This is a genomic window from Pseudomonas sp. MS15a(2019) (assembly GCF_013277805.1).
Lineage (GTDB): Bacteria > Pseudomonadota > Gammaproteobacteria > Pseudomonadales > Pseudomonadaceae > Chryseomonas > Chryseomonas benzopyrenica.
Genome location: NZ_VBTN01000003.1, coordinates 761,150 through 781,605, shown reverse-complemented (window position 1 = coordinate 781,605; position 20,456 = coordinate 761,150). Strand labels below are relative to the sequence as shown.

Here is a 20,456-nt window from a genome sequence, read left to right as displayed (position 1 = left end):
GGCGCATCGGAGCAGTCGGGCGGAGGCGCGAGATACAGGCGTCGCCGCCAGAGGTCGGGCGCGGATGCACGTCCGGTCGCCCGGTGGCGAGACGCCGGCCTCGGAATTCATGTGGGATCGACAGAGCACGCGGCGAGAGATGGCAGAGACGTTGAACGAAGAGGCGGTACTGACCCCGGTGGTGCTGGGGTTCGGCGACCAGGGTGTGAATCGCGCCTTGCTGTTTCCCGATTTTCAGGCGCTCTGGCAGGGCGATCAGACGCTGCTCGACTGCGCCGGACGGCGCCATCGCTTCGTCTATCTGCTGCTGGACGACCATCGCCGGGTCAAGGCCACGGTGTTTTTCCTGCTGGCCTTCGATGCCCAGGGCAGTCCGCTGCCGGAATGGGACCTGCCGCTGGTGGAGCTGGCCGAGCGCGGCGGGGTCGGCCCTGACCTGGGCGCCGGGCCGATCCGCCTGGCCAGTCGCAGCCATTGTCCAATCTCCTGGCACCAGGGCGATCTCTGGGATCCGCGTAGCGATGCCGAGCACGACGACTGGCAGGCGATCCGCGATTGCCTGGGCCTGGTCGCACCGCGCGATGGCGAGGTGGAGCTGGCCGGGGAATACCATCCCAGCGCCGCCGATGGCATCGACGTCGAGGCCCGTCTCGAACGGGTCCGCCGCATCCTCGCCCAGGAACACCAGGAGGCGCTGGACAAGCTGATCGCCGGCCAGCGCACCCGGCTGCTGACCCTGACCCGCCAGCATCAGGAAGACCTGGCGCGCCTGCAGCGCGATGCCGACGAATTGCGTACGGCCAAGGCCGAGCTGGAGGTGCGCTATGCCGCCCTGGCCCAGCACCTGGAGCAGCAGCACGATCTGGCCCGCCGGGAGCGTGAAGAACTCAACGAACAGATGCGCACCCTGGAGCGCAACGCCCTCTACAAGATCGAGGCGTTGCGCATCCAGTCCGAAGCTGAAAGCGAGGCCCGGGTGGCCGCGGCGGTGGGTGAGCTGAAGAATCAGCTGACCATCCGCGAGGTGGAACTCAAGTACCGCGACGAGCTGGACGGCCAGTTGCAGGAAGACATCCGCCAGCTGCGCGAGCGCTGCACCCAACTGATCGGCGACAGCAACGAAGGCCAGCTGGAACGTCTGGCGCGCCAGGGCATCCTGTTCGTCACCTTCCAGCCTGGCGCCGGTCATCTGATCCTCAGTCGCCAGGATGTCCCGCGTTTCAGCGCCGATCCGCTAGGGTATGTCGCCGAGCACTGCAAGGTCAGTCGCGATCAGTACCAGCGCTGGCTGGAGCATCACCAGCAGCCGGTGTGCCTGGCCGAGGTGGACGGCGAACGCTGCGGCCGACCGGTGGTGCGAGTGGAGCATCCGGCCCAGTTCGATCCTCAGCACTCGACGCTGTGCGCCGAGCACCGCGGCGATGACAGCGATGGTGACGTCGCCAATCTCTGAGCCCCGGCTGATGACGTTTCCTACCCCCGCCGCACTCCAGGAGGTGCGGCTCGCCGCCCTGGCCGCACGCGGCCTGCGCCTGGCGGTGCTACGCCTGGATCAGCGTCCCGCCGCCCATAACGGCAACAAGGGCTACAAGCTGCAGCCCTGGCGCGAACGCCTGGCCCGGGGCGCGGGCCGTGGGCTCATCAGCCTCGGTGGCGCCCACTCCAATCATCTGCACGCGCTGGCCGCCCTGGGCCGGGAGGAAGGCTTCGCCACCGTCGGCCTCCTGCGTGGCGAGCCCTGCCTGACGCCCACCGTCGAGGACGTGCAGGCCAATGGCATGACCCTGCACTGGCTGGGCTATGGCGGCTATCGCCGCCGCCATGACGCCGATTTCTGGCAACCCTGGCAGGCCCGTTATCCCGGGCTGCTGCCGGTTCCCGAAGGCGGCTGCGACGAGTCGGCCGCCGCGTCCTGCATGGCGATCGTTACCGAGTTGCGCGAGGGGCTCGCCGCCCTGGGCTGGCCCGATTGCCAGCAACTCTGGCTGGCCGCCGGCACTGGCACCACTCTGGCCGGCGTGATCCGCGCCGCCGATCCCGCCTGGCAGGTGGTGGGTGGGCTGGCGGTGCCGCCCGGGCATGGCGTCGAAGCCAACCTGGACCGGCTGCTCGCGCAGCACACCAACCCGAATTGGCGCTTGCTGGACGCCAGCCGCGGTGGCTTCGGGCGCATCGATGCCGAGCTGGCCCGGGCCATGGCGGACTTCGAGGCGCAGACCGGGATCGCCCTGGAGCCGCTCTATACCGGCAAGCTCTGGCTGGCCTTGCGCCAGGAGATCGAAGGCGGCGCACTGCCACCGGGTAGTCGCCTGGTGCTGATCCACAGCGGCGGCCTGCAGGGCCGCCGCGCCCTGGAGGCTCAGCTGACGGCGTTGGCCGCGGGCTGAATCGGCCAACCGCACGGCACCAGAAACAGTCGGGCGTCCTCGTCGCCTTGGGCGTCGCGACGCACCAGCAACTGCGGCCAGATCGGCTCGCCGTCCGGCAAGGGCAGGCAGGGCGTGTCGGCGACCGCGGGCGCCAGCCAGTGGCCCTTGGGCAGCACCTCCCAGGGGCCGTCCTGTAGCTGTCCGCGCTCGCACCACAGCTGGGGTTGCCGGGGCGGCAAGGTACCGGTCGGCCAGGGCAGGGGGCGGTCGAGGGGCTGGAACAGATAGCCGCCCAGCCACAGCGCCGCCTGCGGCGGAGCGATGTTCAGCGCGGCCAGATTGGCCCGGGCCAGGGGCGTGGCCGACAGCGGCAGCTGGCGCTGGCGCAGATGGGCGAGCTTGCGCGCCAGCTGATCCTCGCCGCCGGGACCCAGCCAGCGTGGTGCCTGCGCTGGTCCTTCGCCCAGGTAGAACTTCACCGCCAGTTCCAGGTGATGGACGCCTTCGGCGTCCTCTACCAGCAGGTCCAGCTCACCCAGGGTACGCTCGCCCTCGCGCAGGGGCAGGTTGGCAGCGCGCAGCCGTACGCCCGGTGCTCGGGCCAGGGCGAATTGCCAGAGTCTTTCGTACTGCCGGCCCAGGCGGCGGTCGCTGCCCTGGGCAAGCCACGCGGCCAATTCAGCGGGTGCCGCGTCCTGTTGCCGCAGCCAGTCGGCCAGTCTTGCGGGGTGGCCCGCCCAGTCGCTGGCGGCCAGGGGGTGGCGGGTATCGGCGGCAGTCAGCAGCGGCGGGGCGACCAGGGTCCAGGCAAGGTCGCGCACCTGGGGCTGGCTCAGGCGGCGGGGCAGGGCGTGCAGCTCGGCGAAGGGCGTCATGGTGCCAGCATAGGCCAAGCCGGGCCGCTGCGGATCGCCGGCGGCGACCCGTGGTCGGATGAGGGCGGTTTGCCGCTGCCACGGGCTTTCGCCCATACTTTCCGCACTTTCCAGCCAACGGGGCCGCCGGCGCGTCATGGACTCCTTTCGTAACATCGGCATCATCGGTCGACTCGGCAGCACCCAGGTGCTGGACACCATCCGCCGGCTCAAGACCTTCCTGCTGCAACGCGGGCGCAACGTCATCCTGGAAAACACCATTGCCGAGGTGCTGCCCGGGCACGGCCTGCAGACGGTGTCGCGCAAGCTCATGGGCGAGATCTGCGACCTGGTGATCGTGGTCGGCGGCGACGGCAGCCTGCTCGGCGCCGCCCGCGCTCTGGTGCGGCCACGGGTGCCGGTGTTGGGCATCAATCGCGGCAAGCTGGGCTTTCTCACCGACATCCGTCCCGACGAGCTGGAGACCAAGGTCGCCGAGGTGCTCGACGGCCAGTACCTGATGGAGACGCGCTTTCTGCTCGATGCCTTCGTCGAGCGCGGCGGCGAGATGATCGGCCAGGGCGATGCGCTCAACGACGTGGTGCTGCACCCCGGTAAGTCCACCCGGATGATCGAGTTCGAGCTGTACATCGATGGCCAGTTCGTCTGCAGCCAGCGCGCCGACGGCCTGATCGTCGCCACCCCCACTGGCTCCACCGCCTACTCGCTGTCGGCCGGCGGCCCCATCATGCATCCCAAGCTGGATGCCATCGTGGTGGTGCCCATGTATCCCCATACCCTGTCCAGCCGACCCATCGTGGTGTCCGGCGACAGCACCCTGTCGATCCTGGTGTCGCCGAACATGACGATCTATCCGCAGGTCTCATGTGATGGCCAGAATCATTTCACCTGCGCACCCGGCGATACCGTGACCATTCAGAAGAAGCCCCACAAGCTCAGGCTGATCCATCCGCTGGATCACAACTACTACGAGATCTGCCGGACCAAGCTCGGCTGGGGCAGTCGGCTGGGAGACGACTAATGCCCCTGGGCTACGATCTGATCGGCGATCTCCACGGCTGCGCCCATACCCTGGACCTGCTGCTGGAGCGTCTCGATTATCAGCAGGTGGACGGCGTCTGGCAGCACCCGGAGCGCCAGGCGATCTTTCTCGGTGACCTGGTCGACCGCGGGCCGCGTATCCGCGGTTCGCTGCGCCGCGTGCGCGCCATGGTCGAGGGCGGTCACGCCCACTGCATCCTCGGCAATCACGAACTCAACGCCCTGGCCTGGCACACCCCGGCGCTACCCGGTACCGGCCAGACCTGGGTGCGCGAGCATACGCCGCGCCACCGTCAGCTGATCCAGGAGACCCTGGCGGCCTTCGCCGATCACCACCAGGAGTGGCAGGACCACCTGCGCTGGCTGTACACCTTGCCGCTGTGCAAGGACTTCGGCCACTTCCGCATCGTGCACGCCTGCTGGGATCAGCGGTTGATCGACGAATTCCTCCACCATTATCCGGATGCCTGCATCGACGAAGACTTCGTCCGCCAGTCCATCGTCGGTGGCAGCCTGGCCAGCCGGGTCGCCTCGCGCCTGCTCAATGGCGTGTCGCTACCCTTGCCCCATGGCCTGCGCCTCACCGGCAGCGATGGCTATGTGCGGGCGCGCTTTCGCACCAAGTTCTGGGAGCGCGATCCCCAGACCTATGGCGACGTGGTCTTCCAACCCGATGCCCTGCCGGCGGAAATCGCCTGCGAACGCCTGAGCGATGAGGAGAAGGCCGGGTTGCTCTGCTATGGCGAAAGCGAGCCGCTGCTGTTCGTCGGCCACTACTGGCGCGATGGCCATCCCGAACCCCTGCGACCCAACCTGGCCTGCCTGGACTACAGCGCGGTCAAGTACGGCAAGCTGGTGGCCTACCGCCTCGACGACGAACGCCAGATCGACCCGGCCAAGTTCGTCTGGATCGATGTCCAGCGCGAGGAGGGCCGATGAACCAGCCGCAACCCGTGCTGCGCGTGCCCCTGGGCCGCGACCTGCTGGCCTTCACCCGCCTGCTGCGGCGCCTGCAGATCCGCCATCGGGTGGTGGAGGAGGGCGACAGCCAGGTGCTCTGGGTGCTGGACCCGGCGCGGGTCGAAGAGACCCGCATGCTCTATGAACGCTATCCCGACGGCGATCCGCGCGGCGAGGTCCAGGCTACCCGTAGCCCGCGGGGTTTCGGCCTGCTGGCGCAACTCAAGGCCAGTCCGGTCAGCGCCGTCTTTCTCGCCGTTACCCTGCTGCTGGGCCTGGCCACCGAACTGGGCGACAACCTGGCGTTGATCCACTACCTGACGCTGCAGGAATTCCGCCTGATCGACGCCGAGCACATCGCCTTTCTCGATCTCGATGTCAGCCTGTCCCGTGGCGAATGGTGGCGGCTGGTCACTCCGATCTTCCTGCACTTCGGTCTGCTGCACCTGGCGATGAACGCCCTCTGGTACTGGGAGCTGGGTCGGCGCATCGAATTCCGCCAGGGCGGCCTGATGCTGCTGCTCCTGACCCTGGCCTTCGCCGCCGGCTCCAACCTGGTGCAGTACGCCTGGACCGGGCCGGCGCTGTTCGGCGGTCTGTCCGGGGTGCTCTATGGCCTGCTCGGCCATTGCTGGCTGTTCCAGTGGCTGGCGCCCAATCCGGCCTATCGCATGCCCCGTGGCGTGGTGGCCATGATGCTGATCTGGCTGGTGATCTGCCTGACCGGCGTCTTCGATCTGCTCGGCTTCGGCTCCATCGCCAATGGCGCCCATGTCGGCGGCTTAGTGCTGGGCTGCCTTACCGGCTTGCTGGGTGGTGGGCTGGCGCGTCTGCGCCAGCGCTGATCAGTGCCGCCGCTTGAGTTCCGGAGCCAGGCTCAGGGCGTTGCGATAGCGCCCACGGTGCTGGCTGCGTCGGCGGAGCCAGAGCCCGATCAACAAAGACAGGACACCCCCGCCCAGGAAACCCTGGGCCGTCTCGCGTGCCATTGGGAGGTAAGGCGTCACCTGCGGCAACTGCAACCAGGCCACGGTGCCGACAAGCAACGCGGCGAGGCCAGTGAGTGCGGAGAGCGTCCCCACACCAGCGGTCAGGAAGGTCAGAAAGGGCCGCCGCAAGCGCAGCGGCGGCGGATCGAAATGGTCGTGCTCGGGCAACTGCATGCTCATGCCCTAGGCTTTTTATCAGGCCGCCGAGGGTATACGCCTCGACGTGCCTTGGCGAGCCTGAAAAGCCCGGGCTAGCGCAGCAACTGCCGCGCACCCTGCTTGAGCATGTCCCAACCGTTCGGATCGCCGCTGGCGATGGAGCCAAGGAAGGCCCGCGCCTGTTCGAAGCTGATGTGCGGCGGCAACGGTGGCACGCTGGGATCGGTGACGAATTCCAGCACGACCGGGCGATCCGCCTCAAAGGCCTGCTGCCAGGCATCCGCCACCTCGTCCGGTCGATGGATGCGCAGGCCCTTGAAGCCCAGCAGCTCGCCATAGCGCGCATAGGGGAAGTCGAGCACGTCCTGGGCCGGCGCGAACTTGGGGTCACCGGCCAGGGCGCGCTGCTCCCAGGTCACCTGGTTAAGGTCGCCATTGTTGAGCACCATGACGATGAAGGTCGGATTGCTGAATCTCTTCCAGTACTGCTGCAGGGTGACCAGTTCGGCGTTGCCGTTCATCTGCATGGCGCCATCGCCCACCAGGGCGATCACCGGACGATCTGGATGAGCGAACTTGGCCGCGATGGCATAGGGAATGCCGCAGCCCATGGTCGCCAGCTTGCCCGACAGCGACCCCAGCATCTGCCCGCGCATGCGGATGTCGCGGGCATACCAGTTGGTGTGGGAGCCGCTGTCGCCGCAGAGGATGGCATCCTGCGGCAGCTGGCTGGAAAGTTCGTGGAACACCCGCTGCGGATTGATCGGCTCGGCGGGCGCCAGGGCGCGCTGCTCGATGGAGTGCCAGGAAGCGGCCACGCTCTTTTCGATGCGCGTGCGCCAACCATCGTGGGGCTTGCTCTCCAGCAGCGGCAGCAGTCGGCGCAGGGTCTCGGCGGCATCGCCCAGCAGCGGCTGCTCGATGGGATACCTCATGCTGATGTTGCGCGCATGCAGATCGATCTGTACCGCCCGCGCCTGGCCTTCCTTGGGCAGGAATTCGGTATAGGGAAAGGTCGAGCCAACGATCAGCAGGGTGTCGCATTCCTTCATCAGCACATCGCTGGCCTCGGTCCCGAGCAGGCCGATGGAGCCGGTGACGTAGGGCAGTTCGTCGGAGACCACGCCCTTGCCCAGCAGCGCCTTGGCCACCCCGGCGCTGAGCTTTTCCGCTACCGCCATGACCTCGCTACGCGCCTGCAGGGCGCCAGCGCCTACCAGCATGGCGACCTTCTTGCCGGCGTTGAGGATGTCGGCGGCGGCCTGCAGGTCGTCTTCCTGGGCGTAGGGCCGCGGTGGGATAGCGCCAGCGCCGGAGAGCACGTTGGCATGCTGGTGCGGCGGACTTTCCACCGCCGGCAACTGCTGGATGTCGTTGGGAAGGATTACCGTGGCCACCTGGCGCTCGGCGATGGCCACGCGGAAGGCGCGGTCGATGACATGGCGCAGCTGGGCGGGATGCACCACCGTTTCCACATAGGCGGAAACGTCCTTGAACAGGGTGTGCAGGTCGACTTCCTGCTGGTAGTCGCTGCCAAGCGAGGAGGCCGCTTGCTGGCCCACCAAAGCGACCACCGGCATATGGTCCATCTTGGCGTCGTACAGGCCGTTGAGCAGGTGGATGGCGCCGGGCCCGGAGGTGGCCAGGCAGACGCCGACCTCGCCGGTGAACTTGGCATGGGCGCAGGCCATGAAGGCGGCCATCTCCTCATGACGCACCCGCACGTAGTCGAACTGGTCGGCCACCCGACCCAGGGCGCCCATGATGCCGTTGATGCCATCGCCGGGATAACCAAAGATGCGCTCGACGTTCCACTGGCCGAGTCGCTCCCAGAGATGGTCGGCTACGGTCTTGCTCATGATGTTCTCCTCGTTGAAGGTCTAGGCTTAGGAAGAAGGGCCCGGACGTTAAGTTCCTGCAGCCGGACCGGGCGCGGGTTAGAATGCGCGGCTGATCATCCGGAGCCTTTCATGAGCGAATCCCGCCTGCGCACCTTGCGCGACCACATCCGCTGGGCCGTCAGCCGCTTCCATGCCGAAGAACTGTTCTTCGGCCATGGCCATGACAACGCCTGGGACGAGGCCCGTGCCCTGGTGCTGGGCGCCGTGCACCTGCCCTGGGACACCGCCGACCGCTACCTGGACTGCGCCCTGGAAGACGACGAGCGCTACGCACTCGGGGTGCTGCTGCACAAGCGCATCCAGGAGCGGGTGCCGACCGCCTATCTGCTTGGCGAGGCCTGGTTCTGCGGTTTGCCGTTCACCGTCGACGAGCGGGTGCTGGTGCCGCGCTCGCCCATCGGCGAGCTGATCGACGGCCAGTTCTCCCCCTGGCTACCGGCCACGCCGGCGCGCATCCTTGATCTCTGCACCGGCTCGGGCTGCATCGGCATCGCCTGTGCCTATGCCTTTCCCGAGGCCGAAGTTGCCCTGGGCGATCTGTCCTACGACGCCCTCGAAGTGGCCTGGCAGAACATCGAGCGCCACGGCCTGGAAGATCGCGTCTATACCGTGCAGGGCGATGGCTTCGCCGGTCTGCCGGGGCAGCGCTTCGACCTGATCGTCAGCAATCCGCCCTACGTGGACGCCGAGGACTTCGCCGACATGCCGGCCGAATACCAGCACGAACCGGCGCTGGGCCTGGCCTGTGGCGAGGACGGCCTGGATCTGGTGCGGCGGATGCTGGCCGAGGCCGCCGATCACCTCACCGAGCAGGGCATCCTCATCGTGGAGGTGGGCAACAGCCAGGTCCACGTCGAGGCGCTCTATCCAGAAGTCGATTTCACCTGGCTCGAATTCGAGCGTGGCGGCCATGGCGTCTTCCTGCTCGCCGCCGCCCAATGCCGCGAGCACCAGGCGCTGTTCCACAGCCGTCTGGTCCCCTGATCACTCGCGGTCGCCCGCGGCGGCCGCCCTTTCTTTACCGAGGTCTACCCGTGTTTACCGAACTCGCTCTGCACGAGCGCCTGCTCAAGGCCCTCGATACCCTGGGCTTCAAGACGCCCACCCCGGTCCAGGCCGCTGCCGTGGGCCCGGCCCTGGAAGGCCATGACCTGCGCGTCACCGCCCGGACCGGCAGCGGCAAGACCGCCGCCTTCCTGTTGCCGCTGCTGGATCGCCTGCTCAAGGATCCCAAGCCCCGCTCCGGCGCTCGCGCCCTGATTCTGCTGCCGACCCGCGAGTTGGCCCAGCAGACCGCCAAGGAAATCGAACGCTTCGGCCAGTTCACCTTTCTCAAGGCCGGCCTGGTGATCGGTGGCGAGGACTTCCGCGTCCAGGCCGCCGGCCTGCGCAAGAACCCGGAGATCCTGGTGGCCACCCCGGGGCGGCTGCTGGAGCAGCGCAACGCCGGCAACGTGGATCTCAAGGACATCGAGATGCTGGTGCTGGACGAAGCCGACCGCATGCTCGACATGGGCTTCTCCGAGGACGTGTTGCAGATCGCCGCGAGCTGCGAGCGCGAGGGTCGTCAGACCCTGCTGTTCTCCGCCACCAGCGGTGGCAACAGCCTGCGTCAGGTGGTCGAGCAGGTCCTGCGCGAGCCGCAGAACCTCATGCTGGACCGTACCGGCGAACTCAACGAAGCCGTGGTGCAGCAGGTGATCCTGGCCGACGAGCCGCCGCACAAGGAGCGCCTGCTGCAGTGGCTGCTGGCCAACGAGACCTATCGCAAGGCCATCGTCTTCACCAACACCAAGGTGCAGGCCGATCGCCTGACCGGCCGCCTGGTGGCCGAAGGTCTCAAGGTCTTCGTCCTGCACGGCGACAAGGACACCAAGGATCGCAAGCTGGCCGTGGAGCGCCTGCAGAGTGGCGCGGTCAAGGTGCTGATCGCCACCGACGTGGCCGCCCGTGGCCTGGACGTCGAAGGCCTCGACCTGGTGATCAACTACGACCTGCCGCGCAGTGGTGACGAATACGTCCACCGTATCGGCCGTACCGGTCGCGCGGGCGAGGCGGGCACGGCGATCTCCTTCGTCACCCATGGCGACTGGAATCTGATGTCCAGCATCGAGCGCTATCTCAAGCTGAGATTCGAGCGCCGTCACCTGCCGGGTCTCAAGGCCAGCTACAACGGTCCGAAAAAGCTCAAGGCGTCCGGCAAGGCGGCGGGCGTCAAGAAGAAAAAGACCGAGGGCAAGAAGGACGGCAAGGCCAAGACCAAGGCCAAAGCCAAGTCCGAGCGTCGCCCCGGTGCCCTGGTGCCGACCTCGGCCGACGGCTTCGCGCCGCCGCGCAAGCGCACCCAGGAGTGATCCCGCGCTGAGCCGGTTCAAAGTCTGCTGCGCGTCGGCCAAACGGTGTTGAAAACAGCCTGGGTCGCCAGCCCCGCCTAGGCGGCCCCGTCGCAATGCTTCTTTACCACGTAAACCCGAGCGCGGGTCTGATCCGCTTTTTCAGCTACTTTCGTAAGGCCGTCTAGGCCTGCTTTGGCTCTAACTCGCTATGCTTTGCACAGGCTCTAAGAAGCATGAACTGCCTTGGGAACTCCGGAGGCTCTTTGGTGTGAGTCATGCCGCTTGGGCCGACGCTGATAGTGGATTGCTTCGGCTTCTGCCGGCGGCCCATGCTCATCCGCTTACTGCTCCCTAACCTTGTGATCGTTTGGATTTGATTCTCAACAAACCCTAATGCCTGCACCCTTTTAGCATGAGGAAGACGAATACCCCGAGGCTTCCCATCATGGCCGAGCAGGTCATCAGCAACACGCTATGCGTTGTCGAAAAGGCCTCGCTGGCAGCCTTAATCAATGCCCCACTCTGAGGCGCTATCAGACCCTGGGCTACGATATAGCTGTCGCCGATTGATCGCATCGCACGGTCAGCCAAAGGCTGAGCAAGGTCCACCGGCAGCTCAAGCATATGGGCGAACACTACGGACATAAACATACCGAAAAAAGTGATTCCCAGCGCTGTCCCCAGCTCATAGGCAGTAGCTTCCAATGATCCCGCTGCTGCACCTTTGCTGGCTTCTACCGAACCCAGGATTGCAATAGAGGCAGTTGTCAGCCCTATACTAAGTGTGAGGCCCAGCAAGGCCAGTATTGCAGGTACCAAGAAACCCGGTTGGTGTAGGTCAGCCGAGGCCATTAAGGCCATGGTCATCGCGCACAGCCACAAGGAAGCACTGGCCACCCAGCGCAGGCTGCCGAGTCTGATAAGATAGCCGGCCAATGGCCCACCCAAGGCCGCAGCAGCCATGATCGGAATCATGAAGGTGGCGGCCTGCAGCGGCGTTTTTCCCAGCATGTACTGAAGTTCCTGTGCAAGCGTAAGCTCCACGCCGGTTAGCGTGCCGTACGTCACCATCGCCATGGCAATCCCGGCCACGATTGCAGGCTGGTTGAACAGCGACAGCTCCAGCATGGGCGTGGTCGAATGCAATTGCAGCCGCACGAAGATACTCAGCAGAGCGACTCCTAGCAGCGCGATCGGCACAGCCAGGGCCAGAGGTTGAGTAGCGCCGAATGCGGCCTTTACCCCGTAAATCAACGCCAGCATTCCTGCGATCAAGAGCAATGCCTGGCCAGGTGCCCAATCGGAAGGAGTGGTCTGCTGGTCTCGGTCAAGTAGCAGCAACACCAGGGGCGCAACTACCAGCATGATCGGGACATTGACCAGAAAGACCGCTCCCCACCAGAAGTACTCCAGCAGCGCGCCACCAATCAGCGGCCCAAGTGCTGCACCAGCGGCAGCGACCATACTCCACAAACCCAGCGCCGTAGCACGCTCTTGCTCATCTTCGAACGTGCGGCGAATGATGCCCAGCACGCATGGCATGATCATCGCGCCACCAAAAGCCAGAAGCACGCGGGCAGCGATGAGCCAGGTAGTGGTCGAAGCCAGGGCTGCCAACAGCGATGCAACTCCGAACACTACCAAGCCGATCAGGAGCAGACGACGGTTGCCTAGCCGATCGGCTAGCGTTCCCATGGGCACCAGCAGACCTGCCATCAGCAATGGATAGATGTCCATTATCCACAGGACTTCGGCGGCAGAAGCCCCCAGCGCCAGGGTCAGGGTGGGCATGGCTACAGTAAGTATGGTCATGTCCAGAACCACGGGTAGGAAAGCGAGCATGATCGCGACAAGGGCAAGCCAGTGACGGGGATTGGCTACATGCATAGCTCCTTTCCTTTCGAAGCCCTAAACCGGCAGCGTTACGTACCTATGACAATGCCACTCTTTACCTTACGAAAAAGATTCCAACACCGTAACGCACACAGTAACAAAACGGTCATCTGGATTGCTCTTCAGATGTCACATGTCACGTTAGCCAATCACATTTGGCTCCCTCGTTTTACACGATTTTTTTAATTTCCATCAAACTGTTAGGCCAATTCATACAACTCGAAACATTTCCGATTTGGAAAATCCTCTGCGGAAGGTAATTGTTTTCTTGCGCCGAAGAAAAGGCTTCCAGGCGTGTTTCAACCCATCGTCTGCACGGGCGGACACACAACTTTGCTCAGATCATTGCAGCGATTCATAATGATTGTGTGGCTGTGCGTGCGGGCAAATCTTTTTGCCAATCATTTTAGAAGGAAAATGCAACATGAACTTCGAAATGGACATGCTGAAAGCAGGTGAGCGCCCTGATGCCCTGAAGACGGGCGTGCGACCGGATGCCCTCAAGGCCGGGGTTCGCCCGGACGCCATGAAGGCGGGTGTACGGCCCGACGCGATGAAGGCAGGCGTGCGACCTGACGCCTGAGTGCGGTAAGCGCCGGCCGCTGCGAGTTGCAGCGGCCGGTCATTTCAACAGCGAGTAGCGTTGCTTTCGATTAGCGAAGGAACTTCTCGATATGTTTGAAGCAAAATTATGGGACGATTTTGATCAAAAGACCGCAGGGGGGCGAGCACCCTACTTATTCGAGTCCATTCTGCCGATACATAAAGGTTTTTCCGGCCCTGAAGTAGTTGAACAAGCATTTTATGATCTGGCCGAGCAATCTGATAGGAAAACTACCGATAGCCGTATTCGTATTTATGATGGTGAACAGCGTCGGGATGACCTCATTGAGCAGGCCTACCGTCAACTACGCCTCAATGGCGAAACGCTGGTCGCATTTATGCAGCGCCTTACTGCAAGGACGCGGTTCAGTCTGGTAATCAACAATCTCGAACAGATCAGCCCTCGCCTGGCAGCAGCCTTTGGTCGCTTCATTCGCTCATTTTTCGCGTTTCGCGGCATGCCCGTGGGTGGCGTGGAGCAAGCAGCGTTTTGCGGCAATTATGCGGGCACTGCATTCGGTATACACGAAGGCTTCGAGCACGCGTTTCTTTGCCATCTGGGCCCCGGCGTGAAGGAATTTTACTGCTGGACTCGCGATGAATACATTGCCCTAGCCGGCGGCCGGGCGCCCACCTTCGCTGGTGCCAGCGCATACGACGCCTTACTCAAGACCGGCAAACTGTTCTTGCTCAAGCCTGGGGACGTGCTGTACCTGCCGGCGTCGGTTTATCACATCGGACGCCAGGACGAGTATTCAGTATCGGTGGCCCTGCCGACTATTACCGCATGCATCTGGACGAGGAACACGAGGCTGCCACTGGCAAAGTGGCGGTCGAGCAAGGGCACCAGGATGGCATTGCTCGTTTCATTCGCCAGGCCCAGTTGTTCGGCTTCCTGCAGCCGCAAGTCATCGACGGTTTCCTGCAGATGCTCACCCCGTTCGTCGATCAATGGGTAGAACTGAGTACGCTGATCGACGCCGCGCGTGACGGCAAGGACTAGTCCCATGAAAGTCACTGTTCATACCGGTGGTTGCCTGTGCGGCCGCATTCGGTTCAGCGCCAAGGGCGAACCGCGATTTCCGCATACCTGCTCGTGCAGCATGTGCCAACGCCACTCGGGTAGTCTCACCCTGTGCTGGGTGGAGTTTGACAAGGCCGACGTCGAATGGACCGGGGAAGGTGGCATGCCGGCGCTGTACCGCTCTTCGAAGCAATCCAGCCGTGCGTTCTGCCCTACCTGCGGCAGCAGTCTCGGCGCCATTGACGACGCGCCCACTGTCGGCCTGCTGCTGGGCTGTTTCGACGCTAAGGGCGACAAGGCACTGCGCCCGACGTCCCATTCATTCACTTCGTCTCGGCCTCGCTGGTGGAAGATCAACCCGCAACCCTGAGTCGACCGCGACCGGTCAAGATACTCGCCAAGGAGTGTGCATGGCCCCCGACATACATCCCGTGATCTACAAGGCTCGGATGCTGCAGCGTATTCGCAGGTTGCTCGACAGCGAAGGCTACCTGGAGATCATGACGCCGATTCTACGCCGCTACCCCGGCGATGCAGATCGTCCTCGCCTGCAACTGAGCGACGGCCGGTGGCTGCGCGAGTCCTCGGCCTTCGCTCTGCGTTGCAACCTGCAGCACGCACCGGCGATCTACGAACTGGCAGCCTGTTTCAGGCCAGACGAGCTCGATAGCACCCACCTACCCGAATTCACCATGCTCGATCTCTATCGTCAGGAGGCCAGCCTGGGCGAAATGCTCGAACTAGCCTGTCGACTGGTCCGCACCTTCTACAAAGGCCAGATCGAGACCTTGTCGTTCGCCGGCCACCTGTTCGAAGACCTAGGCATAGACCTGTTCAGCGACCCCGGCGCTAGTGAGGCCCTGGTGCGCAAGTTTCGCCAAATGTATAACAAGCCGGACATCTCGCCCCTGTGGTTGATTGATCGCTACATCACCGAGCAGATCGAGCCGCTATCGCGGGGACGCTGCATGGTGGTAACCGACTTCCCGCTGTTGCCGGAAGTGCGCGCCCGGCGTCGGGACGGCCAGGGTGCCATCGTTGAGCGTTTCGAGATCCTCATCGATTGCGTGGAAGTGGTCCACGGCTACACCGACGAAGACGATCCGGAACGCTTCGAGGCCCAAGCTCGCCATCTCGCCAGTTTCGGTCCTGAGGACGCGATCATGTGCGACTTGATGCGTGACGGCAGCGTTCCACCACGCAGCGCGGGCTTCGGCATCGGCATTGAGCGCCTGTGCCGCATGGCACTGGGCCTGGACAGTGTCGAACCGTTGCGCACATCACTGCCCTTCACCGCGCCCTGAGCCCCTCTGCGAGGACTTCACATGCCGACACTGGATCACGTGCTGCCCTTGGCGCTGCTTGCCTCACTGATCCTCGTAGTGCCTGGGCCTACTAATACCTTGTTGTTCTCCGCTGGGGTGCAACGCGGCTTGTGGCGGGCCTTGCCGCTGGTAGGTGCAGAGGCGGCAGACTACGCCCTATCGATCCTGGCCTGGGGCAGCTTGCTGCTGGCCTACGGAGCAGACCGGCCCTGGCTTCTCATTGCCATGAAATGGCTGTGCGCGGGCTACCTGCTATGGCTGGCTACCCGCCTATGGCGCAGTAGCGTATCTCGCCTGGTCTCCAATCAGCAGTGCGCTGGCGGGCTGGAGGTGTTTCTTGCAACCTTGCTCAACCCCAAAGCGTTTCTGTTCGCCAGCAGCGCATTTCCATTGACAGCATTCCAGTCACTGCCGCAGTTCGTCTGGTTCATGGGTGTTTTCCTGCTGGTGCTGATTCCAATCGGCAGTCTGTGGACCTGCCTGGGCCACCTCCTAACCCTGCGCCGAGCCTGGTCAAGGTATACCGGCAGATTCCTGCGCTGCGCCTCAGTCCTGCTGATGCTGTTCTCAGCATCAATTGCCTATTCGGCGCTGGAAGGGCAAGACACTCACTCCAAGCAGGTTGCGATGGGACGTGTCCTACTACCGCTGGCCTAACTCGGCAAGGAGACATCTGATGAGCTGGAAACCGGTGACCAGCCTTCTGGTCGGTCTGAGCGGCTTTTTGCTGAGCACGGCGGTCAGCTCTGCTGGTACCCTAACCCTGTACAACTGGGAGAGTTACACCAGCCCCGAACTGCTGGCTAGCTTCGAGCAGGCCTATGACATCAAGGTCCGGCTGATCGAGTACCGCACCAGCGAAGCGGCTTTATCCGAGATTAGAGATGGCAGAGTTCAGGCCGATCTTGCCGTGGTCGCCAGCAACTTTCTGCCTGCCTGGCGCGAAGCGAAGCTGCTACGTCCAAGTGGCGCCATCGATCTGGCCAACTACCGATATGTACAGAAGGCGTGGACCAATCCGCCCTTCGATCCAGAACGTATGTATTCAGTCCCTTGGGCATGGGGCGTAGTAGGGGTGACAGTGCACGCCGACCGTTATGAAGGCGACATCAATACCTGGTCGGTGGTGCTGGATCCACCCGAAGCGCTGAAGGGCACCATCAACATCGGTGCCGACCCAAACGAGGTGATCTACGCCGCGGTACGCCTGCATGGCGGGCGCATGTGCGATGCAGAGCCGGCGTTGATGTCCAAAGTACGGACAACCTTGCTCAAGGCACGCCCGACGTGGAAGGCTATGGACTATGGCAGCGTGGAAATGATGGCCAGTGGGCACTTCCAGGCAAGCATCGACTGGAATGGAGCCGCCTTGCGCCAGCGCCTGGCCAACCCACATGTTCACTTCGGACTACCGCGTGAAGGCACTCAAGTGTTCAGCGACAGTCTGGTTCTGCTGGCCGAGGCTCGGAACGTGGAAAATGCCAGGCTGTTCATGAACTTCATACTATCCCCGCGCAACGCTGCGCTGAATTCGAGTTTCCACGGCTATGACACCGGAATTGAAGGTGCCGACATGTTCCTTTCAGAGGAACTTAGAAGCGCGCCGGAACTGAATATTCCTAAAGCAGTGCTGGACAGTGCCGAGTACACAGTGGCTTGCCCACCAGAGGTGCAGGAGCTTTATGCCAAGGTATGGGATGAACTGCAGCACTAGCACTGGCCAGCAGACACTGTGCAGTGAGCTTTGTGTGGCGCCAGCTCGCATTCGCTCGAAGCCGACTTGGTCAAGGTTTTTCATGAAGTAACGCTTGTCATTTCATTGCAGCAATAGGGCTTTAAAAGGCATCCCCTTCAAGGTCTTTTTAGCCGCGCCTTGCTCGAGTACGCGAGCGGTGGACGCATGAGCGCGAGCAACGGAGCTGTCGACGTAGCTTTTGCCCTGCGGCCTTGGGTTTTCGTTTGGACGTGGCCGACTGCTTGGGGTTCGCTTGTCCAGCAGCAAGTGCTCGACGAGTTGGCCGGGGGCGTCGTCTGCGCGCGATTGATTCTGCGGCGCTAGCAGGCGCAGCATTGGCCCGTAGTCGGCGGCGATGTCCACGGCTATGTGGTAGGTGGACACGTCCAGCTCCGGATGACTGTGGCGACGCGCATGCTTGATGAGCTGTTTGAGTAGGGCTAGCACGTTGTAGGCCAACACTGCCACAGTGAAGCCCTTCAAGGCGGCACGTGGATGGCCCAGCATCTTCATATCGCTGTTAAGCACCGACTCTAGGCGCCCGAACAGGCCTTCGATGCGCCGTCGCTTGCGGTACAGTGCCGCGGAGGGTGGCCGCTTCGATCTCATGGGGCATGTTGCTCCATAGCACGAAGGTCTTATCGCCGGACTCGGTGGGCGTGTGCAGCGTGATCTCGATGCGGCGCCAGTGCCGCAGGGCGCCTTTAGGGAGCTCGGCCTGTTCGATGAGCTGCTCGCGCATGTGCCCGGTCCAAGTGTCGATCTGCTCGTTCCATGGGGCAGTGGGTCGCGGCTTGGGGCGGCGCGCACGCTCGCGCACGATGCAGCCTGCTCCTCGTTCGGTCAGTCCTTAAACGATGGCCTGGGTGCTGAAGTGCCGGTCGCCGATCCACACCTGCTTGTCCTGGGCCTTCGCAAGGAGCAGGGCCGGGGCGCTTGCTCTCATAGGCGTCTTCGCACGCCACGATGTCGCGCACCAGCGCACTGTCCGCGTCGTAGATCACTAGCGCGTGCCCCGGCAGTGCCGCACCACGAAAGCCGCATAACGGCGCCAGCCGTTTCTCGCTGGCCTGAAGGTAACTGCCGGCTGCCGTCGAGCTACCGCAGTTGCCAGCCCCGGCAGGTTCTGCCGCCCATGAAGACCGTGTACTAACAGGCAAGGCTCGGTCCAACGCCTGGTGCGCCATCACCGCACCAAGGGCTTGCTATTCGAATCTCTCAACGACTTCTTTCCAGATGAGGTTGCGCTCCTAAGTTCCACGAACATCCCGTGATAGGGGCAGTTAAGATCATCAAGGATGGAAAAACTTGAAATGGATGGTTCTGAGGGTTAGCTCTTGGCCGCGCCATCGAACAGCTGGAATACCGGGGCCCGGCGCGCCGGGCGCTGCAGGTCGGGTTGCTGCACCAGCAGCCAGGCCTGCAATTCCGGTTCCGCCATGGGCTTGCCGATCCAGAAGCCCTGGCCTTCGTCACAGCCCATCGCCAGCAGGCTGGCCAAAGCCTCGGCGGTCTCGATGCCCTCGGCGGTGATGCGAAAGCCCAGCTGATGGGACAGTTCGATCAGCGAGCTGACGATCAGCCGATCCTTGGTGCGATGGGTCAGCTCGCGGACGAAGCTACGGTCGATCTTGATGGTGTCGGCCGGCAACTCGCGCAGGTGCGAGAGATTGTTGTAGCCGGTGCCGAAGTCGTCGATGGCGATGCCGATGCCCAGCTCGCGTAGCGCCGCCAATTGCCGATGGATCAGGGCCACATCGCCCAGCAGGGCATTCTCGGTGACCTCCAGTTCCAGGCGCCGGGGATTGACCGGATAGCGCTGCAGCAGGTCGGTGGTGTGCTCGGTGAAGTCCGGATCGTTCAGATCATGGGCCGAGATGTTGATCGCCACCCCCAGCGCTCGTCCTTCGCGTTGCCAGGCATAGGCCTGGCCGATGGCTTGCTGCATCACCCAACGACTCAGGGCGGTGATCAGCGCGGTCTTTTCCGCCAGCGGAATGAATTCCGCCGGACCAATCGCGCCCAGGTGCGGATGCTGCCAGCGCAGCAGCGCCTCGACGCTGTGACAGCGACCGGTGGCCAGGTCGATACGCGGCTGGTAGACCAGGCTGAGTTGGTCGTCGGCGCGTAGCGCCTGGGGCAGGGCGCTGAGCAGGGCGAAGGCGCGGCGGTAGGCGGCGTCGTGCTGCGGATCGAAATGCCGGCAGCCGCGCATCTCGGCGCGGGCATCGTCGGCGGTGGCGATCAAGGCGCGTAGCCAGTCGGTGGGATGATCGTCGGTCAGGGACATCACCCCCAGGCCCAGGCGGGTCTGGATGGGAATGCCATTGTAGTCGAGCACCCCGGTCAACTCCTGCTGCAGGCGTTCGAGCAGCGCCTGTTGCGCGGCTTCGTCGGTATCGTGCAAGAGAAAGCCGAAGCGTGCCGGCCCCAGGCGATACAGCGGTTGTTCAGCCGGCAGCAGGCGGCGCAGGTGTTGCTTGATGGCGCGTTGCAGGCCATCGAAATGGGCCTGGCCCATGGCCTTGATGAAGTCGTTGAGATAGCTCTGGGCGAACAGGTCGGCCGCCACGGCCACCACCGGGGTGCCGGCGCGGATCAGGCCTTCGGCGTCTTCGATGAAACGCTGGCCATTGGGCAACTGGGTGACCGGATCCCAGAACGCCTCGGTACGCAGCAGTTCGATGTGCTGGCTGGCGAGGGCCGCCAGCTGCTGCAGGCCCAGCAGCCGGTCTTGCGACAGGGCGGCCCGCGGCGCCGAATCGAACAGGCACAGACTGCCAAGCATCAGCCCCTCGGCCGTACGCAGCGGTGCGCCCAGATAGTAGCGGATATTGGGCTCGCCCTTTACTACCCTCAGGCCAGCGAAGCGCACGTCGTGGCGAGCGTCTTCCACCTGCAGCGGCAGAGCGGTCTCCTGCAGATGCTGGCAGAACGACTGCGAACGCGGCACGGTGAAGGGCTCACAGCCCACCGTGGCCCGGCAATGGACCTGCTGGCCGTCAAGAAAGCAGATCATGGCGTAAGGGACATCGAACAGCCGTGCGCAAAGGGCGGTGAGGTCCTGAAAGGCACGGTCGGAAGGACGGTCGATCAAGGCGAGATCGCGCAGCAGTGCAAGACGCTGGCGTTCATTGGCCGCAGTAAGTGGAGCAGGCTCCATAGCAACGTCTCGATGCGCTGTAGTAGCAGATTGCTACTTAGAGCGTGATCGGGTCGAGAGTTCCCTCACCACCCGCCTCACAC

At 63.8% G+C, this 20,456-nt stretch carries 19 protein-coding genes; 13 read left to right on the top strand and 6 right to left on the bottom strand.

What is annotated here, in order from left to right; genetic code table 11:
• Positions 1-139: 139 nt before the first annotated feature.
• Together FEZ61_RS07120 and FEZ61_RS07115 are read left to right on the top strand one after the other, a co-directional pair.
• A complete protein-coding gene (locus FEZ61_RS07120) occupies positions 140-1,453 on the top strand; it encodes a chromosome partitioning protein ParA (protein ID WP_173147982.1) in 1,314 nt (437 codons plus the stop codon).
• A gap of 10 nt (positions 1,454-1,463) precedes the next feature.
• On the top strand, positions 1,464-2,387 hold the full coding sequence (locus FEZ61_RS07115; protein WP_017642262.1) for a pyridoxal-phosphate dependent enzyme: 924 nt from the start codon (positions 1,464-1,466) through the stop codon (positions 2,385-2,387).
• Here FEZ61_RS07115 and FEZ61_RS07110 read toward each other — a convergent pair.
• Positions 2,360-3,340, bottom strand: a complete 981-nt coding sequence (locus tag FEZ61_RS07110; protein ID WP_173147980.1) for a DUF1853 family protein — start codon at positions 3,338-3,340, stop codon at positions 2,360-2,362. The two genes, FEZ61_RS07115 and FEZ61_RS07110, sit on opposite strands and share 28 nt — an antisense overlap.
• Positions 3,341-3,380: 40 nt before the next feature.
• Between FEZ61_RS07110 and FEZ61_RS07105 the strand changes: the two genes are divergently transcribed.
• Genes FEZ61_RS07105 through FEZ61_RS07095 form a run of 3 tightly spaced genes read left to right on the top strand, consistent with a single transcriptional unit; the run spans position 3,381 to position 6,090 of the window.
• Positions 3,381-4,265 carry an NAD(+) kinase gene (locus FEZ61_RS07105; RefSeq protein WP_007158929.1) on the top strand — a complete coding sequence of 295 codons (885 nt, stop codon included), beginning with the start codon at positions 3,381-3,383 and terminating at the stop codon, positions 4,263-4,265.
• Positions 4,265-5,224, top strand: a complete 960-nt coding sequence (locus FEZ61_RS07100; RefSeq protein ID WP_173147978.1) for a metallophosphoesterase — start codon at positions 4,265-4,267, stop codon at positions 5,222-5,224. The genes FEZ61_RS07105 and FEZ61_RS07100 overlap by 1 nt, the downstream gene beginning before the upstream one ends.
• On the top strand, positions 5,221-6,090 hold the full coding sequence (locus FEZ61_RS07095) for a rhomboid family intramembrane serine protease (RefSeq protein WP_173147976.1): 870 nt from the start codon (positions 5,221-5,223) through the stop codon (positions 6,088-6,090). Before FEZ61_RS07100 ends, FEZ61_RS07095 begins: the two co-directional genes overlap by 4 nt.
• Here the strand turns inward: FEZ61_RS07095 and FEZ61_RS07090 are convergent, their stop codons facing one another.
• Positions 6,091-6,414 carry a hypothetical protein gene (locus FEZ61_RS07090; RefSeq protein WP_173147974.1) on the bottom strand — a complete coding sequence of 108 codons (324 nt, stop codon included), beginning with the start codon at positions 6,412-6,414 and terminating at the stop codon, positions 6,091-6,093.
• 71 nt (positions 6,415-6,485) lie between these two features.
• Positions 6,486-8,252: a thiamine pyrophosphate-requiring protein gene (locus tag FEZ61_RS07085; RefSeq protein ID WP_173147972.1), complete on the bottom strand. Its 1,767-nt coding sequence runs from the start codon at positions 8,250-8,252 to the stop codon at positions 6,486-6,488.
• A 111-nt stretch (positions 8,253-8,363) separates the two neighbouring features.
• On the opposite strand from FEZ61_RS07085, the gene prmB reads away from it, so the two are divergent.
• Both prmB and FEZ61_RS07075 read left to right on the top strand, forming a co-directional pair.
• The gene (gene prmB / locus FEZ61_RS07080; protein WP_017642268.1) at positions 8,364-9,278 is read left to right on the top strand and encodes a 50S ribosomal protein L3 N(5)-glutamine methyltransferase; all 915 of its coding nucleotides are present in this window, start codon (positions 8,364-8,366) and stop codon (positions 9,276-9,278) included.
• Between the two features lie 50 nt (positions 9,279-9,328).
• Complete coding sequence (locus tag FEZ61_RS07075; RefSeq protein WP_017642269.1) at positions 9,329-10,648, top strand: DEAD/DEAH box helicase; 1,320 nt, start codon at positions 9,329-9,331, stop codon at positions 10,646-10,648.
• 372 nt (positions 10,649-11,020) lie between these two features.
• Here FEZ61_RS07075 and FEZ61_RS07070 read toward each other — a convergent pair whose 3' ends face one another.
• On the bottom strand, positions 11,021-12,517 hold the full coding sequence (locus FEZ61_RS07070) for an MFS transporter (RefSeq protein ID WP_173147970.1): 1,497 nt from the start codon (positions 12,515-12,517) through the stop codon (positions 11,021-11,023).
• A gap of 430 nt (positions 12,518-12,947) precedes the next feature.
• Here FEZ61_RS07070 and FEZ61_RS07065 point away from each other — a divergent pair, with 430 nt between their 5' ends.
• From FEZ61_RS07065 to FEZ61_RS07040, 6 genes are all read left to right on the top strand, one after another.
• Positions 12,948-13,106, top strand: a complete 159-nt coding sequence (locus FEZ61_RS07065) for a hypothetical protein (protein WP_017642271.1) — start codon at positions 12,948-12,950, stop codon at positions 13,104-13,106.
• A gap of 91 nt (positions 13,107-13,197) precedes the next feature.
• On the top strand, positions 13,198-14,085 hold the full coding sequence (locus FEZ61_RS07060; RefSeq protein WP_242455106.1) for a cupin domain-containing protein: 888 nt from the start codon (positions 13,198-13,200) through the stop codon (positions 14,083-14,085).
• Positions 14,086-14,133: 48 nt separating this feature from the next.
• A complete protein-coding gene (locus FEZ61_RS07055; protein ID WP_093252414.1) occupies positions 14,134-14,520 on the top strand; it encodes a GFA family protein in 387 nt (128 codons plus the stop codon).
• Between the two features lie 40 nt (positions 14,521-14,560).
• Positions 14,561-15,454 (top strand): amino acid--tRNA ligase-related protein, encoded by an 894-nt coding sequence (locus FEZ61_RS07050; protein WP_064308966.1) that lies wholly within the window; start codon positions 14,561-14,563, stop codon positions 15,452-15,454.
• A 21-nt stretch (positions 15,455-15,475) separates the two neighbouring features.
• Positions 15,476-16,132 (top strand): LysE family translocator, encoded by a 657-nt coding sequence (locus tag FEZ61_RS07045; protein WP_173147968.1) that lies wholly within the window; start codon positions 15,476-15,478, stop codon positions 16,130-16,132.
• A gap of 19 nt (positions 16,133-16,151) precedes the next feature.
• Complete coding sequence (locus tag FEZ61_RS07040; protein WP_173147966.1) at positions 16,152-17,189, top strand: extracellular solute-binding protein; 1,038 nt, start codon at positions 16,152-16,154, stop codon at positions 17,187-17,189.
• A gap of 102 nt (positions 17,190-17,291) precedes the next feature.
• On the opposite strand, the gene FEZ61_RS07035 is transcribed toward FEZ61_RS07040, so the two are convergent.
• A complete protein-coding gene (locus tag FEZ61_RS07035; RefSeq protein WP_143075239.1) occupies positions 17,292-17,819 on the bottom strand; it encodes a hypothetical protein in 528 nt (175 codons plus the stop codon).
• A 721-nt stretch (positions 17,820-18,540) separates the two neighbouring features.
• The gene (locus tag FEZ61_RS07030) at positions 18,541-20,373 is read right to left on the bottom strand and encodes a GGDEF and EAL domain-containing protein (RefSeq protein ID WP_173147964.1); all 1,833 of its coding nucleotides are present in this window, start codon (positions 20,371-20,373) and stop codon (positions 18,541-18,543) included.
• Between the last annotated feature and the right edge of the window lie 83 nt (positions 20,374-20,456).